Genomic DNA, 14,240 nt, shown 5'->3' with positions numbered 1-14,240 from the left:
CCATTACTGCAAGATCGTGCTCAGAAGTGATCCTTCCATGCCCTGATCGCCGCGAATACCGCGGTTTCGCTGTCTAACACGGCGCCAGCACGCTCCTGCATTTTTTCTTTAATTAATGTTTCACCGGCCCTTAGGAAGGGATTGGTTGCTCTCTCCATCGCCAGGTTGCTGGGCACGGTGATCGCGTTTCTATTGCGCAGCGCAGTGACTTCGGCGAAGCGGGTCGCCAGGGCGTCGTTGGTTGGTTCCACTTCCCGGGCGAAGCGCAGGTTGCTCAGGGTATATTCATGGGCGCAATAGACGAGGGTTTCGTCGGTCAGGGCGGCGAGCCGGGCCAGGGACCGGTGCATCTGCTCCGGCGTGCCTTCGAACAGGCGCCCGCAGCCCCCGGCGAACAGGGTATCGCCCGAGAACACCAGGGGCTGGTCAGGGGCGTCGTGAACATAGGCGATGTGCCCGGCTGTATGACCAGGCACCAGCAGCACACGCAGCTCCAGGCCCAGTACGTCGAGGCGGCTTTCGTCCTCGAGGGCGGTGTCCAGCGCCGGGATGGTTTCGGTGGCTGGGCCATATACCCTGGCCCCTGTCCTGGCCTTGAGCGCGGCCACGCCGCCTGTATGATCATGATGATGGTGGGTCACCAGGATATCGCTCAGGGTCCAGGCCGGGTTGGCGTCGAGCCAGCGCTCCACCGGGGCGGCATCGCCAGGGTCCACCACGGCGCAGCGGCGGTGTTGCTCGTCCCGCAGCAGCCAGATGTAGTTGTCGGAGAAGGCGGGAAGGGCGGTGATCTGTATCATGGGGTGTTCGCCAGGCGGTAAGTTGAACCCATAGTAGGCCCGGACAAGCCTGGTTGAAACCGGGAGGAGCGACAATGACAGACAAGCCGTTCGCGCAGGCGGATCAGCAATGGGTCGAACTTATCGCCCAGGCCCGGGAGTGGTTCGCCAGCCCGGTGGGGCAGTTGTTGCTGCGCGAGGAGCATGCCGTGCTCTGCGCCGAGCTGGAGAAGTTCTTCGGCGGCTACCTGGTGCATTATGGGCCGCATGCCGATGCGCCCCCGGTGGCGGCGCGAATCCAGCACCACGTCAGGCTGGGAGCACCCTTGCCAGGTGTGCAGATCGTCTGCGAGGAGCAAGCCTGGCCCCTGGGCGAACATGCCGCGGACCTGGTGGTGCTTCAACATGGGCTGGATTTCTGTCTGTCTCCCCATGGGCTCTTGCGCGAAGCGGCCCAGGCGGTACGGCCTGGGGGACATCTGGTCATTGTCGGCATCAACCCCTGGAGCCCCTGGGGCGCGCGCCGTCTGTTCGCCAAGGGGGCGTTGCGCAAGGCTCGTTGCATCTCTGCTTCTCGGGTTGGCGACTGGCTGAACCTGCTGGGCTTCGCGCTGGAGAAGAAGCGTTTCGGATGCTATTGTCCGCCGCTGGCCTCGCCAGCCTGGCAAGCGCGCATGGCCGGTTGGGAGCAGCTTGCCGGGCGCTGGCAAAGCGCGGGCGGTGGGTTCTACGTGCTGGTGGCGCGCAAGCTGGTGGTGGGCCTGCGACCGCTGCGCCAGGCGCGGCGCGAACCGATGGGCAAGCTGCTGCCGTTGCCGCTGGCCAAGCTCAATCGGCGTGACGGAGGCCAGTGAAGCTTCCCAAGTGAGTACAGGCTGAACAATGAACGATGTTGTCGAAGTGTTTACCGATGGTGCCTGCAAGGGTAACCCCGGCCCCGGCGGCTGGGGCGCCCTGCTGGTGTACAAAGGTGTCGAGAAAGAACTCTGGGGCGGTGAAACCGCAACGACCAACAACCGGATGGAGCTGACCGCGGCCATCCGTGCCTTGGAAGAGCTCAAGCGTGCCTGCCAGGTGACTCTGGTTACCGATTCGGAGTACGTGATGAAGGGGATCCAGCAGTGGATGCCCAACTGGAAGAAGCGCGGTTGGAAAACCGCGGCCAAGGAACCGGTGAAGAATGCCGACCTCTGGCAAGCGCTGGACGCCCAGGTGGCTCGGCACGTCGTGACCTGGCAATGGGTACGTGGGCACAACGGCCATCATGGCAACGAGCGCGCCGATGCCCTGGCCAACCGCGGCGTGGAGGACGTGCGCCGGCTCGCCCGGTGAACCCCTGGCTGTGTTACCTTGTGCCGCTGTAATTCCTGTAAAGATCAAGGCAAATGGCTGACGAAAGAGCTTCCAGCAGAATCGTGGTGCTCGACACCGAAACCACCGGCATGCCCGTGACCGATGGCCATCGGGTGCTGGAGATCGGCTGCGTCGAAGTAGTGGGGCGGCGGTTGACCGGACGCAATTTCCACATCTACCTGCAACCGGATCGCGAAAGCGACGAGGGGGCCATTGCCGTCCACGGCATCACTTCGGAATTCCTTCGGGACAAGCCACGTTTCGCCGACGTGGCGGACGAATTCTACGAATACATTCAGGGCGCGACCCTGGTCATCCATAACGCGGCCTTCGACGTCGGCTTCCTGAACAACGAGTTCGCGCTGCTTGGCCAGGCGGATCGCGCCGACCTCAGCCAGTACTGTACCATCGTCGACTCCCTCGGCCTGGCGCGAGCCCGCCATCCGGGACAGCGGAACAACCTGGACGCGCTCTGCAAGCGCTACGGGATCGACCTGAGCGAGCGTACGCTGCACGGCGCCTTGCTCGACGCCGAACTGCTGGCCGATGTGTACCTGGCCATGACGGGAGGGCAGACCAGCCTGTCCCTGGCGGGCAACGCTGATGACGGGGATGGTGGGCAAGCGCAGGGAAGCCCAGTCCGCCGCCTGTCGGCCAGTCGCGCACCAGGGAGGGTTATCCTGGCGACAGAAGCCGAACTGCAGGCGCACATGGCTCATCTGGAGCGGATCGCCAAGGCGGCTGGCGCGCCGGCGCTATGGCCTCAGGAGGCCTAGGAGGCCGCCCATGGAAGGCGGGCGAGCTAGGGAGGCGCCATGGAGGCGCCATGAAGGCCAGGCTGGAGTCTTCGGCTTCGCTATCCCGCCATGTGCGTTTCAGGGAATACGAACGATCTCGATGCCGCTCTGCACCAGCATGAAACGGTTATCGCCCAGGTAGTTGACCCGGTCTCCAATAGCGAGCCGGTAAGTTACCAGCGGGCCCTGTGCATGGCCATCGTTCGCCAGTACCGACGCTTCCTGAAATTCATGGACCGGATACACCCGCCCTTCGGCGTCCCGCGCGTGAAACTGGGCCACCAATTCTGCTGCCATGGTTACATCCTCCGAGCGGTGCGGCACAACTGAGTCAAGCATAGACCCTCGGAGTGCTTCCGAGTTTACATCCGGTAAAAATTTTGTAGTTCATCAAAGTGCCCGCACCTTGTGCGTCGGTCGTGTCGGCGCCCTGAGTCAGTGCATTGGCGCCGAGTTTTCGGTATTCTGCACGCCCTTTCCAGCTGCCCCACAAGGGCGGCTCGAAAGCATCTGCCATACCCGGTAGTTTCTTCCCCTCGACCCTGCGGGAATTCCCCTTCCTTCGTTCGTCTGCAGTATGGTCTCGCTAAATGAAAGTGCTTAAAAGCCAGGACATCCTGGCACTTGGTTTCATGACATTCGCACTCTTTGTGGGTGCTGGCAACATCATCTTCCCTCCCATTGTCGGCCTACAGTCCGGCCCGGACGTCTGGCTGGCGGCCCTGGGTTTCCTGGTTACCGCGGTAGGCCTTCCCGTACTGACCGTGATCGCCCTGGCGAAGGTCGGCGGCAGCATCGATGTGCTGAGCTCGCCTCTTGGGCGCGCCGCGGGCATTGCCCTGGCCGTGGTGTGCTACCTGGCCGTGGGGCCCCTGTTCGCAACGCCACGCACTGCCACGGTGTCCTTCACCGTCGGGTTGGCGCCGCTCACCGGAGACAGCCCCTGGGCGCTCTTCGTCTATAGCCTCGTCTATTTCGCCGTTGTCGCCCTGGTTTCGCTCTACCCGGGTCGCCTACTGGATACGGTCGGTCGATTCCTGGCGCCGCTGAAGATCATCGCCCTGGCCATCCTTGGCATCGCCGCCTTCGTGCTGCCGGCCGGGCCAGTGGGCGAGGCGACGGTCGAGTACCAGAACGCGCCCTTCTCCCTGGGCTTCATCAACGGCTACCTGACGATGGATACCCTTGGGGCGCTGGTGTTCGGCATCGTGATCGTCAATGCCATCCGTTCCCGGGGTATCGAGTCCCCGCGCCTGGTGACCCGCTACGCGGTCATTGCCGGCCTGATCGCCGGCCTGGGCCTGATCCTGGTCTACGTCAGTCTGTTCCGCCTGGGCGCAGGTAGCCATTCCATCGCCGCCGGCGCGAGCAACGGCGCGGTGGTGCTGCATGCCTATGTGCAGAACACCTTCGGCGATCTGGGCAGCCTGTTCCTGGCGGTACTGATCTCCCTGGCCTGCCTGGTCACGGCCGTGGGGCTGACTTGCGCCTGCGCCGAGTATTTCAGCGGCCTGCTGCCACTGTCCTATCGGACGCTGGTACTGCTGCTGGCGGCGTTCTCGCTCCTGGTTTCCAACCTCGGGCTGACCAAGCTGATCCAGGTGTCAATCCCGATTCTCACCGCCATCTATCCGCCTTGCATCGTGCTGGTGGTGCTCAGCTTCGTGCAGAATCTCTGGCGCTCGCCCATGGCGGTGGTCGCGCCCGTGACCCTGGTAGCGTTTTTGTTCGGTTGCATCGATGCCTTCAAAGCCACGCCCTGGGCTGCCCAGCTTCCGCCGGTGCTGGCTGACTTGCCCCTGAGCCAGCAGAACCTGGCCTGGCTGATCCCCTCGGTGGCAGTCCTGGCGATCGCCGTCGCTTGCGACCGCCTGTTCAATGGCGCCACGGTGCGCTCCGAGAGCTGAGCCCTGCGTCGGGGCCTTACCCCGGCACCGCGCGAGTGCTACCCTCCCTGGCAATCCGGCCATAGCCGGCGCCAGGGAGGTGCAATGCAAGACGCCATCGGTGGTTTTTTCCAGCTCGAAACCCCGCCACCCCGCGCGCTGTACGACGCGGCCCTCGGATATAACAGCGCCCGCTATGCTTTCGAGGCATTGTTGCGGCACGTCCATATTCGCCGCCTGCACCTGCCTTGGTACACCTGCGCAACCATGGTCGATGCCGCGCAGCGCAGCGGGGTGGAGCTGTATCGCTATGGCCTCGATGATCAACTGCAGCCTCGGGAGATACCGACGCTGGAGGCCGACGAGCGGCTGCTGTATGTCGACTATTTCGGCTACAAGGCGACCACCATGCATGCATTGGCCTCTACTCTGGGGGCCAGCCTGATCGCGGATCACGCCCAGGCCTTGTTCAGCTCCCCACTGGCGGGGGTGCCCACGCTCTATTCACCGCGCAAGTTTCTTGGCGTGCCCGATGGCGGCTGGCTGGTCAATCCGCCGTCGGGGTTGGCGCCGCTTCAGGCAGGTCGCAGCCAGGAACGCTTAAGAGCCTTGGCCGGACGTCTGGAAGATGGCCCGGAAGCCTGGTACAGCAGCTATGTAGAGGTTGAACGGGGCATTCGCGAAGAGGGGATGACCGGTATGTCGCCCTTGACCGAGCGTCTGCTCGGCGCGGTCGATTACGCGACGGTAGCCGATCGCCGACGGGCCAACCTGCGCCTGTTGCAGGCAGCCTTCGAGTCGTTGAACAGGTTCACAATTGCGCCGGATTTCGATGGCGCACCACTGTGCTACCCGCTATTGCTAGGCGACGCGGCGCAGACTGACGTTGTCCGGGCAAGGTTGGCGCGGCAGCGTATCTACGTCGCTACCTATTGGCGGGATGTACTGGAAGCCCAGGGAGCCTGCGCGACGGCTGTCGATTGGGCGCGCTGCCTTCTGCCATTGCCGCTGGACCAGCGCTACGGGGCAGAGGAGATGGGGCGGTTGATCGAGGCGGTGTACCTTGCTCTGGATTGACGCCCGGCCCAGGTAGGAACCTAGGAGCCGGGCGTGGCAGGGCAGGCCGGGGAAAAGCGGCTTATTGCTTTTGAGTCGCTTCAGGGGCTGGCGCGTTGCCGTTGGCCGGGGTGCTTTCCTGAATCGCTTTCTGCTGGGCTTCAGCGGCGTCCTGGTTGGCCTTGGCGTTTTCCTTGGCAGCGTCGTTAGCGTGCTCCTGAGCCTTTTCCATCTGCTGCTGAGCGTTCTCCTTATGCTCCTGGGCATCCTTGGCCTTGTCCGAAGCGTTGTCGCAGGCGGCCAGGCCGAGGGTGGCAGCCAGCATCAAGGCGTAGGCGAAAGTCTTTTGCATGGGGTGTTTCTCCTTATGGATGATCATCACGTGGCTTCGAGCGCAGCGGAACAGGTTAAGTTCCTCCGACGCTTGGGGAGGTCCTTTGCCGTCAAGGGTTTGCCGGAACCGGCTCGCTGACTTGAAATTCCTCGCGCTGCCCCCATCTGCTGCACATCCCGCCCGCTGGCTGGGCAGTTCGCGCCGCCTCGCGGCTTGTGCAACCCGTATCGGAGTTCGAATAGATGAGTGTGGAAACTCAAAAGGAAACCCTGGGCTTCCAGACCGAGGTGAAACAACTGTTGCACCTCATGATTCATTCCCTGTATTCCAACAAGGAAATCTTCCTGCGGGAACTGATTTCCAACGCGTCCGACGCCGCCGACAAGCTGCGTTTCGAAGCCCTGTCCAAGCCCGAGCTGCTGGAAGGCGGCGCGGACCTGCGCATTCGCGTGACCTTCGACAAGGACGCCAGGACCGTCACCATCGATGACAACGGCATCGGCATGAGCCGTGACGAAGTGATCGCTCACCTGGGTACCATTGCCAAGTCCGGTACCGCTGACTTCATGAAGAACCTGACCGGCGACCAGAAGAAGGACTCGCACCTGATCGGTCAGTTCGGTGTCGGTTTCTACTCGGCCTTCATCGTCGCTGACCAGGTCGAGGTATTTACCCGCCGCGCTGGCGTGCCCGCCAGCGAAGGCGTGCATTGGTCCTCTCGGGGCGAGGGTGAGTTCGAAGTCGCCACCGTGGAAAAAGCCGAGCGCGGAACCCGCATCGTGCTCCACCTGAAGGCTGACGAAAGCGACTTCGCCGACGGCTGGCGCCTGCGCAACGTGATCAAGAAATACTCCGATCACATTGCCCTGCCCATCGAGCTGCCTCAGGAGAAGGCCGCCGCCGAAGGCGAGGAGGCCTCCGAACCGGCCTGGGAAACGGTCAACCGCGCCAGCGCCCTGTGGACTCGTCCACGTACTGAGATCAAGGACGAGGAATACCAGGAGTTCTACAAGCACATCGCTCATGACTTCGAGAACCCGCTGAGCTGGAGCCACAACAAGGTCGAAGGCAAGCTGGAATACAACTCGCTGCTGTATGTGCCGGCCCGCGCCCCATTCGACCTTTACCACCGTGAGGCCCCGCGCGGCCTGAAGCTTTACGTGCAGCGTGTGTTCATCATGGACCAGGCGGAGTCCTTCCTGCCGCTGTACCTGCGCTTCATCAAGGGTGTGGTGGATTCCAATGACCTGTCCCTGAACGTCTCCCGGGAAATCCTGCAGAAAGACCCGGTAATCGATTCCATGAAGTCGGCCCTGACCAAACGCGTGTTGGACATGCTGGAGAAGCTGGCCAAGAACGAGCCTGAGCAGTACAAGGCCTTCTGGAAGAACTTTGGCCAGGTCCTCAAGGAAGGCCCGGCCGAAGACTTCGCCAACAAGGAAAAGATCGCCGGTCTGCTACGTTTCGCCTCTACCCACGACGACAGTGGCGAGCAGTCGGTTTCCCTGGCCGATTACCTGGCGCGGGCCAAGGAAGGGCAGGACAAGATCTACTACCTCACCGGCGAAAGCCATGCCCAGGTCAAGAACAGCCCGCACCTGGAGGTCTTCCGCAAGAAAGGCATCGAGGTCTTGTTGCTGACCGATCGCATCGACGAGTGGCTGATGAGCTACCTGACCGAGTTCGACGGCAAGGCCCTGGTAGACGTCGCCCGGGGCGACCTGGATCTTGGCAAGCTCGACAGCGAGGAAGACAAGCAGGCCCAGGAAGCCATCGCCAAGGACAAGGAGGGCCTGGTAGAGCGCCTGAAGACTGCCCTGGGTGATAGCGTCAGCGAGGTGCGTGTTTCCCATCGCCTGACCGACTCGCCGGCGATCCTGGCCATCGGCGAGAACGACATGGGCCTGCAGATGCGCCAGATTCTGGAGGCAAGCGGGCAGAAAGTACCGGATACCAAGCCGATCTTCGAGTTCAACCCCAGCCACCCGCTGGTGGACAAGCTCGACCACGAGCCGGACGAAGACCGCTTCGCCGACTTCGCGCATATTCTTTTCGACCAGGCCGCGCTGTCCGCTGGGGATAGCCTCAAGGATCCGGCTGCCTACGTGCGTCGTTTGAACAAGCTGCTGATCGAGTTGTCAGCTTAACGCTTGTATGTGTGAGGCCCGCCTACGGCGGGCTTCTTTTTTGGGGCAACCAGGAGCCATCCATGAGCAACATCACTGTTGAGTCGTTGGTTTACTCGATAGACAAGGTCGCCTTCGAAAGCCGCCTGGTTTTCGACGCCGATATCAAGTCCCCGCGTCCGGGCCTGGTCATGGCGCCGAACTGGATGGGCGTCAGCGAAGGCGCCGAACGTATTGCCCACGCTGTGGCGTCCCAGGGTTATGTCGTGCTGCTGGCCGACCTGTATGGCCAGGCGGTGCGTCCTCAGGACGCCGATCAGGCCCTTGCGGCCATGATGCCCTTGAAGAATGATCGCGGTCTGTTGCGTACACGTATGCAGGCGGCGCTCGAGCAACTGACCTCGCAAAGCTTCGCGACCGTGGACAAGGCGAGCCTGGCCAGCTTTGGCTTCTGCTTCGGCGGCTGCTGTGCACTGGAACTGGCCCGCGATGGCGCGCCGCTGAAAGCGGCAGTGTCCTTCCATGGCACCCTGGATACCCCGAACCCGGCGGACGCCAACGACATTCAGGGCGCGGTATTGGTCATGCACGGCGACGCCGACCCGCTGGTGCCCAAGGAACAGTTGCCAGCGTTCGTCGAAGAAATGAATGCGGCCAAGGTAGACTGGCAGTTGATCAGCTACGGCGGCGCGTACCATTCGTTCACTGACCCAGAGGCCAACAACCCGGGCAAGCAGATGTACGACAAGAAGATCTCCGACAGGGCCTTCCAGGCGATGTACAACCTGTTCGCCGAAGTCTTCCAGCCGCAGCTTTAATCGCGGCGGCCAGGGCCGGGCAGCTCGATGCGCCCGGCTTCTCCCGGTACCTGCGGCCAGTCTCCCACGGCCCAGCGAGCGCGTGCTTCCTCGATCAGGGTAGTGTCGCTGGCTACGAAATTCCAGTTCATCCGCCTTGGACCATCCAGCGGGGCGCCCCCAATCAGCGCGAGGCGTGCGCCAATCGGGCTGGCCAGGCTGCTCTCCACGCCTTCCTCCAGTACCGTCAGGCTATGGGCCTGCAACGGTTCACTGCCTAGACGAGCATCGCCCTCCAACAGGAAAACCGCGCGCTGGGCGTGTTCATCCGGTATCAGCAGCGTGCTTCCCGGCGCCATGTCGACAATGGCGTACAGGGTAGGGGAGAGCACGGGCACTGGAGAGATAAGCCGAAAACCGTGTCCAGCGACCATGGTCAGGCGCACGCCGTCTTCTTCCCGGCTGGGAAGTTCGTCCGCTTCGAAATAGTAATAGCTCGGCGTCCCTTTCTCCTTGGCCTTAGGCATTGCCAGCCATACTTGTAGACCGTGCAGGGTGCTTCCCGACTGGACCAGATCATCCGGGGTCCGCTCCACGTGGGCTATGCCCCTTCCGGCGGTCATCCAGCTGACCTCGCCGGGCCTGACGCGCTCCTCCGAGCCCAGGCTGTCCTTGTGCAACAACTCGCCTTCGAAAAGATAGGTGAGGGTGGACAGTCCGATATGTGGATGCTGGGCGATGTTCATCCCGCTTCCCGGTGCATAGGGGTGCGGCAGTATGTAGTCGAAGAATACGAATGGGCCGACGCTGCGGCACTGGGCAGAGGGCAGGGGGCGCAGAATCGGCTGGCCGCCGACGCTTTCCTGCCGAGGGGCGATTACCTGGGCGATGGACATACAGGCTCCACGGAGGTTCGAGGGGCCGTAGTGTAGCCTAAAAGACAAGCGGCGCCCCTCGGGGCGCCGCTGTCGTTTCCAGCCTGCAGGCGATGCTTGCGGCCTACTTGCCTTCCCAGCGCTTGAGCACCAGGGTAGCGTTGGTGCCACCGAAACCGAAGCTGTTGCTCATGACGGTGTTGATCTGCACGTTCTCGCGAGTTTCCCGCAGGATCGGCATGTCGGCTACTTCCGGGTCGAGCTCGTCGATATTGGCCGAGCCGGCGATGAAGTTGCCTTCCATCATCAGCATGCAGTAGATCGCCTCGTGCACGCCCGCCGCGCCCAGGGAGTGACCCGAAAGGCTCTTGGTGGAGCTGATGGCGGGCGCCTTGTCCTTGAACACTTCGCGAACGCCGCGGATCTCCGCCACGTCCCCCACTGGCGTGGAAGTGCCATGGGTGTTGAGGTAGTCGATGGGGGTATCGACCGTAGCCAAGGCCTGCTGCATGCAGCGGATGGCGCCTTCGCCGCTGGGGGCGACCATGTCGTAGCCGTCGGAGGTAGCGCCATAGCCGACGATCTCGGCGTAGATCTTGGCGCCACGGGCAAGGGCGTGTTCCAGCTCCTCGACCACCACCATCCCGCCGCCGCCGGCGATCACGAAGCCGTCGCGCTGGGCATCGTAGGCGCGCGAGGCTTTATCCGGCGTCTCGTTGTACTTGGACGAGAGCGCGCCCATGGCGTCGAAGAGGAACGACTGGGTCCAGTGTTCCTCTTCACCGCCGCCGGCGAAGACCACGTCCTGCTTGCCCAGCTGGATCTGCTCCATGGCCGCGCCGATGCAATGGGCGCTGGTGGCGCAGGCCGAGGCAATCGAGTAGTTCAGCCCCTTGATCTTGAAGGGGGTGGCCAGGCAGGCCGACACCGTGCTGCTCATGGTGCGCGTCACCCGGTAGGGTCCTACCCGCTTGACGCCCTTCTCGCGAAGGATGTCCAGGGCTTCCATCTGGTTCAGGGTGGAAGCGCCACCGGAGCCGGCGATCAGGCCGGTACGCGGATTGGAGACCTGTTCCTCGGACAGCCCGGAGTCCTTGATGGCCTGTTCCATGGCCAGGTAGGCGTAGGCCGCGGCGTGGCCGACGAAACGGAATACCTTGCGGTCGATCAGCTCTTCGAGGTTCAGATCGACCGAGCCGGAGACCTGGCTACGCAGCCCCATTTCGGCGTATTCCGGGTTGAAGCGGATGCCGGGGCGGTTTGCGCGCAGGTTGGCGGATACGGTGTCTTTGTCATTGCCCAGGCACGAAACGATGCCTAGACCCGTGATAACGACGCGGCGCATGCAAGTAACCCTTAGAAATTGTCAGTGGACGTGAAGACGCCGACCCGAAGGCCCTCGGCGGTGTAGATCTCGCGACCGTCGACGCTGACCGAACCGTCGGCGATGGCCATGTTCAGCTTGCCCTTGAGGACGCGTTTGATATGAATGTTATAGGTAACCTTGCTGGCGGTGGGCAGAACCTGACCGAAGAACTTCACTTCGCCCGAGCCCAGCGCGCGGCCACGGCCTTGCAGGCCTTGCCAGCCGAGGAAGAAACCGACCAGCTGCCACATGGCGTCCAGGCCCAGGCAGCCAGGCATCACCGGGTCGCCTTCGAAGTGGCAGGCAAAGAACCACAGGTCCGGATTGATGTCCAGCTCGGCGACCAATTCACCTTTGCCGTACTTGCCGCCTTCGTCGCTGATGTGGGTAATGCGGTCCACCATCAGCATGTTGGGGGCGGGCAATTGCGCGTTACCTGGGCCGAAGAGCTCGCCGCGACTGCAGCGCAGCAGATCTTCCCGGGTAAAGGCGTGTTGTTTGGTCATGCGAGCTCCTCAATGGTCCCTGCCGGGCAGGGGTAAATCGTCCCGGCCGGCGGTGAAGGGGCATGTTCCCCTGGCCGGCAGCCTAGTCATAGACTAAAGCGTCGTGGTTAAAGTCACAGGGGGCGACCCGATGTCGCCCTCCCGGTCGAATCCATGGCTGGCCATATAGACCGTTGCCCGCGTCCGTGGGCAGCCGGAAGGCGCCCGGGTGCCGCGAAGCTGGCGCACTGTACCACCGATGGGCACTGCTTTGCAGGGCAACCGGGCCGCGCCGCTCAGGCCAGCCAGCGCTGTAGCAGCTGCTGCAGGTCGGTGCGCTTGAACGGCTTGGCCAGGTAGTCGTCCATGCCGGCTTCCAGGCAGGCTTCGCGATCCCCCAGCAACGCATTGGCGGTCAGCGCAATGATGGGCAGGCCGTGCCGCTCTGGCAAGCGGCGGATGCGCCGCGTGCTTTCGTAGCCATCCACCACGGGCAGGCGGCAATCCATCAGTACGGCGTCGAATGTCTGGTCGCGCACCCGGTCGACCGCCTGTGCCCCATCGCCCACCACGCTCACTTCATAGCCGAGGCTACGCAGCATGGCCTCGATGACCGTCTGGTTGACCGGGTTGTCCTCGACGAGCAATACATGATGGTTCTGACCTTCGAGCGTGGCATTGGTTCGGCCCTCCGGGGCTTGCGCGCCCTTGGCCTGGGCCGGCTTGAGGTTCAACGCCAGTGGCATCTCCAGTGTGAACACTGAGCCCCTGCCATCGCCACTGCGGGCCTTTAGGGTGCCACCCATGCGCTCTGCCAGGTTGCGTGCTATCGGCAGGCCCAGGCCGGTTCCGCCGTAACGGCGCGAGATCGAACTGTCGGCTTGCTGGAAGGCCACGAACATACGCTCCAGCTCCTGAGGGTCTATGCCGATGCCGGTGTCCTTGACCTCGCAGGTAAGCCAGATCAGACGATCGTCCAGAACCTGGCACTGGGGCTCGATACGGACGCCGCCTTCCTCGGTGAACTTCAGGGCATTGCCGATCAGGTTCACCAGGATCTGGCGAATCCGGGTGGGGTCGCCCTGGACTTCCCAGCGCGCGAAGCCCTCCGGCGCCAGGAGTTCCAGGGACAGACCGCTGCTCACGGCGCTGTGCTGGAAGGAATGCACGCATTCGTTGAACAACTCGCCCAGGTTGAAGGGGATGTGTTCCAGTTCCAGTCCGGTGCGCTCGATCCGAGAGAAATCCAGGATGTCGTTGATCACCTTCAGCAGGTGCTCGGTGGACTGGGTCGCCAGAGCAGCATATTCACGCTGTTCTTCGCTCAGGGAGGTGGTTTCCAACAGCTGCAGCATGCCCAGGACACCGTTCATCGGCGTGCGCAGCTCGTGACTCATCATTGCCAGGAACTCAGTCTTGGCGCTGTTGGCGCGTTCAGCCTCTTCACGAGTCTGGATCAACTGCTGCATGGCCTCCCGCTGCTCGCGACTGGCTTGCTCCAGGCCTTGCGCCAGGTCATTGATATGTTGCGCCAGGGCTCCGAGCTCGCTGTCCCGCTCCACGGGCAGGGTGGCCTTGAAATCGCCCTGGCGGATAGCCTTGACCGCCGCGCCCATGTCACGAATGGGCTGCGAAAGACCCCGCGACAGTCGTCGCGCCATCAGGAAGGTGACGGCAAGGGTAAACAGGGCCAGTACCCCGGCCTTGACCACTATCTCCTGCTGGCGTTCGTTGAAGGCGTCGTCCGACATGCCCACCACGACGCGCCCCAGATACTCGTCTTCCGGTTCCCCGCCCACGCTGCGTTTGCGTTCGCCGCCTCCCGCGAAGCGCTGCAGGCGAATCGGCGCCTGGAACACCTGCACAGGCGTGGCTGAAGCGTTGCCCACGCTGGGCTGCTCCAGGTAGATAACGATGTTGTCATCACGGTCCTGCACTTCGAGGAAACGCACGTGAGGAATGCCCAGGGTGGCCCTTAGCAGCCCGTCGAGCACCTCGGTATTGTTCGCCAGTACCCCGTATTCAGCCGCCGGGGCCAGCTGATTGGCGATCAACTGCCCCGTGTGGGTCATTTCCTGGCGCAGATCCTGGATCCGCACGAAGGTGAAGAAACAGATCAGCAGCAGCGTTAGCAGAAGGGCGGGGCCCAGGCTGATGATCTGAGTTCTGGCATGGATGTCGCCGCTCCATCTAAGGTTCATGGGCGACTTGCTCGGCAGGAATACGACATGCTGATCGCTTTTTAATGGCATCGGCTCGGGAAGCGGGCATCTTACCCAGGATCCTGAACATTTCCAGGGCCGCGACATCCTTCCTGGCACGCGGCGATAGTCGGTGGTGCCTGAGGCACTGGGGCTGGTTCTGCAAGTATCGCTCCGTATAATGA

General features: G+C 62.9%; 14 protein-coding genes. 7 read left to right on the top strand and 7 right to left on the bottom strand.

What is annotated here, in order from left to right; genetic code table 11:
- Positions 1-20: 20 nt before the first annotated feature.
- Positions 21-800: a hydroxyacylglutathione hydrolase gene (gene gloB / locus BN1188_RS07585; RefSeq protein ID WP_040260818.1), complete on the bottom strand. Its 780-nt coding sequence runs from the start codon at positions 798-800 to the stop codon at positions 21-23.
- Positions 801-874: 74 nt separating this feature from the next.
- On the opposite strand from gloB, the gene BN1188_RS07580 reads away from it, so the two are divergent.
- Genes BN1188_RS07580 through dnaQ form a run of 3 tightly spaced genes read left to right on the top strand, consistent with a single transcriptional unit; the run spans position 875 to position 2,908 of the window.
- The gene (locus BN1188_RS07580; protein ID WP_040260817.1) at positions 875-1,633 is read left to right on the top strand and encodes a class I SAM-dependent methyltransferase; all 759 of its coding nucleotides are present in this window, start codon (positions 875-877) and stop codon (positions 1,631-1,633) included.
- A gap of 28 nt (positions 1,634-1,661) precedes the next feature.
- Entirely contained in the window at positions 1,662-2,111 is a 450-nt protein-coding gene (gene rnhA / locus BN1188_RS07575; protein ID WP_040260816.1) for a ribonuclease HI, read from the top strand.
- Between the two features lie 53 nt (positions 2,112-2,164).
- Positions 2,165-2,908, top strand: coding sequence for a DNA polymerase III subunit epsilon (gene dnaQ / locus BN1188_RS07570; protein ID WP_040260815.1), 744 nt, complete (start codon positions 2,165-2,167; stop codon positions 2,906-2,908).
- 99 nt (positions 2,909-3,007) lie between these two features.
- Here dnaQ and BN1188_RS07565 read toward each other — a convergent pair whose 3' ends face one another.
- Complete coding sequence (locus tag BN1188_RS07565) at positions 3,008-3,226, bottom strand: hypothetical protein (RefSeq protein ID WP_040260814.1); 219 nt, start codon at positions 3,224-3,226, stop codon at positions 3,008-3,010.
- Between the two features lie 293 nt (positions 3,227-3,519).
- On the opposite strand from BN1188_RS07565, the gene brnQ reads away from it, so the two are divergent.
- Positions 3,520-4,836 carry a branched-chain amino acid transport system II carrier protein gene (gene brnQ, locus BN1188_RS07560; RefSeq protein WP_040260813.1) on the top strand — a complete coding sequence of 439 codons (1,317 nt, stop codon included), beginning with the start codon at positions 3,520-3,522 and terminating at the stop codon, positions 4,834-4,836.
- A gap of 84 nt (positions 4,837-4,920) precedes the next feature.
- Positions 4,921-5,892, top strand: coding sequence for an aspartate aminotransferase family protein (locus tag BN1188_RS07555; RefSeq protein WP_040260812.1), 972 nt, complete (start codon positions 4,921-4,923; stop codon positions 5,890-5,892).
- A 61-nt stretch (positions 5,893-5,953) separates the two neighbouring features.
- Here the strand turns inward: BN1188_RS07555 and BN1188_RS07550 are convergent, their stop codons facing one another.
- Positions 5,954-6,223: a hypothetical protein gene (locus tag BN1188_RS07550; protein WP_040260811.1), complete on the bottom strand. Its 270-nt coding sequence runs from the start codon at positions 6,221-6,223 to the stop codon at positions 5,954-5,956.
- A gap of 224 nt (positions 6,224-6,447) precedes the next feature.
- Here BN1188_RS07550 and htpG point away from each other — a divergent pair, with 224 nt between their 5' ends.
- Positions 6,448-8,352 carry a molecular chaperone HtpG gene (gene htpG / locus BN1188_RS07545; protein WP_040260810.1) on the top strand — a complete coding sequence of 635 codons (1,905 nt, stop codon included), beginning with the start codon at positions 6,448-6,450 and terminating at the stop codon, positions 8,350-8,352.
- Positions 8,353-8,414: 62 nt separating this feature from the next.
- Positions 8,415-9,149, top strand: coding sequence for a dienelactone hydrolase family protein (locus BN1188_RS07540; protein ID WP_040260809.1), 735 nt, complete (start codon positions 8,415-8,417; stop codon positions 9,147-9,149).
- Here the strand turns inward: BN1188_RS07540 and BN1188_RS07535 are convergent.
- The 4 genes from BN1188_RS07535 to BN1188_RS07520 all read right to left on the bottom strand — a co-directional run bounded on the left by BN1188_RS07535 (position 9,146) and on the right by BN1188_RS07520 (position 14,055).
- Complete coding sequence (locus BN1188_RS07535) at positions 9,146-10,024, bottom strand: pirin family protein (RefSeq protein ID WP_040260808.1); 879 nt, start codon at positions 10,022-10,024, stop codon at positions 9,146-9,148. The genes BN1188_RS07540 and BN1188_RS07535 overlap by 4 nt on opposite strands.
- Before the next feature lie 103 nt (positions 10,025-10,127).
- Entirely contained in the window at positions 10,128-11,348 is a 1,221-nt protein-coding gene (gene fabB, locus BN1188_RS07530; RefSeq protein WP_040260807.1) for a beta-ketoacyl-ACP synthase I, read from the bottom strand.
- A gap of 11 nt (positions 11,349-11,359) precedes the next feature.
- Positions 11,360-11,875 (bottom strand): 3-hydroxyacyl-[acyl-carrier-protein] dehydratase FabA, encoded by a 516-nt coding sequence (fabA, locus tag BN1188_RS07525; protein WP_040260806.1) that lies wholly within the window; start codon positions 11,873-11,875, stop codon positions 11,360-11,362.
- A 275-nt stretch (positions 11,876-12,150) separates the two neighbouring features.
- Positions 12,151-14,055, bottom strand: coding sequence for a response regulator (locus BN1188_RS07520; protein ID WP_040261404.1), 1,905 nt, complete (start codon positions 14,053-14,055; stop codon positions 12,151-12,153).
- Between the last annotated feature and the right edge of the window lie 185 nt (positions 14,056-14,240).

Origin of the sequence: Pseudomonas massiliensis, assembly GCF_000826105.1 — a bacterium.
GTDB lineage: Bacteria > Pseudomonadota > Gammaproteobacteria > Pseudomonadales > Pseudomonadaceae > Aquipseudomonas > Aquipseudomonas massiliensis.
This window is presented reverse-complemented; position numbering and strand designations above follow the sequence as displayed.

Bases quoted from the DNA above. Each gene is read 5' to 3' on its own strand.
- fabB (WP_040260807.1), bottom strand. From the start codon at position 11,348: ATGCGCCGCGTCGTTATCACGGGTCTAGGCATCGTTTCGTGCCTGGGC.
- BN1188_RS07555 (WP_040260812.1), top strand. From the start codon at position 4,921: ATGCAAGACGCCATCGGTGGTTTTTTCCAGCTCGAAACCCCGCCACCC.
- brnQ (WP_040260813.1), top strand. From the start codon at position 3,520: ATGAAAGTGCTTAAAAGCCAGGACATCCTGGCACTTGGTTTCATGACA.
- htpG (WP_040260810.1), top strand. From the start codon at position 6,448: ATGAGTGTGGAAACTCAAAAGGAAACCCTGGGCTTCCAGACCGAGGTG.
- BN1188_RS07580 (WP_040260817.1), top strand. From the start codon at position 875: ATGACAGACAAGCCGTTCGCGCAGGCGGATCAGCAATGGGTCGAACTT.
- BN1188_RS07540 (WP_040260809.1), top strand. From the start codon at position 8,415: ATGAGCAACATCACTGTTGAGTCGTTGGTTTACTCGATAGACAAGGTC.
- BN1188_RS07520 (WP_040261404.1), bottom strand. From the start codon at position 14,055: ATGAACCTTAGATGGAGCGGCGACATCCATGCCAGAACTCAGATCATC.
- gloB (WP_040260818.1), bottom strand. From the start codon at position 800: ATGATACAGATCACCGCCCTTCCCGCCTTCTCCGACAACTACATCTGG.
- fabA (WP_040260806.1), bottom strand. From the start codon at position 11,875: ATGACCAAACAACACGCCTTTACCCGGGAAGATCTGCTGCGCTGCAGT.
- BN1188_RS07565 (WP_040260814.1), bottom strand. From the start codon at position 3,226: ATGGCAGCAGAATTGGTGGCCCAGTTTCACGCGCGGGACGCCGAAGGG.
- rnhA (WP_040260816.1), top strand. From the start codon at position 1,662: ATGAACGATGTTGTCGAAGTGTTTACCGATGGTGCCTGCAAGGGTAAC.
- BN1188_RS07535 (WP_040260808.1), bottom strand. From the start codon at position 10,024: ATGTCCATCGCCCAGGTAATCGCCCCTCGGCAGGAAAGCGTCGGCGGC.
- BN1188_RS07550 (WP_040260811.1), bottom strand. From the start codon at position 6,223: ATGCAAAAGACTTTCGCCTACGCCTTGATGCTGGCTGCCACCCTCGGC.
- dnaQ (WP_040260815.1), top strand. From the start codon at position 2,165: ATGGCTGACGAAAGAGCTTCCAGCAGAATCGTGGTGCTCGACACCGAA.